The 453-nt window shown below is 60.9% G+C and carries 1 protein-coding gene; it reads left to right on the top strand.

Features of this window, described 5'->3' with window-relative positions; all coding sequences use genetic code 11:
- A partial coding sequence (gene tnpA / locus DW661_RS09890; RefSeq protein ID WP_118935474.1) for an IS200/IS605 family transposase occupies positions 1–412 on the top strand: 412 nt, incomplete at its 5' end.
- Between the last annotated feature and the right edge of the window lie 41 nt (positions 413–453).

The following is a 453-nucleotide window of genomic DNA, read 5'->3' as shown; positions in this document are numbered from 1 at the left end:
GTTCACGCCGAAGTATAGGCGCAAAGTGATCTACAACCAAATAAGGGGCGACATAGGGGAGATCCTCGGGAAGCTGTGCGAGTACAAGGGGATCGAGATAATCGAGGGGCGCCTGATGCCCGACCACGTCCACATGCTGCTGGCGATACCGCCGAAGTACAGCGTGTCCAGCGTGATGGGCTGCCTGAAGGGGAAGAGCTCGCTGATGGTATTCGACAGGCACGCGAACATGAAGTACAAGTTCGGCAACAGGAAGTTCTGGGCCGAGGGCCACTGCGTGTCCACCGTCGGCCTGAACGAGGCGACGATCGCGAAGTACATCCGGGAGCAGGAGAAGGCCGACATCGCGCTCGACCGGCTGAGCGTCAAGGAGTACGAGGACCCCTTCGATAGGGGGCCGGGGCGTAAATAGCGCCGGTTCGACCGGCGCGCCACGGGTCAAGATGCACTAGG

Origin of the sequence: Collinsella sp. AM24-1 (genome assembly GCF_003470325.1) — a bacterium.
Classification (GTDB): domain Bacteria; phylum Actinomycetota; class Coriobacteriia; order Coriobacteriales; family Coriobacteriaceae; genus Collinsella.
The sequence above is the reverse complement of the archived record's forward strand: the minus strand, read 5'-3'. Positions and strand labels throughout refer to the sequence as shown.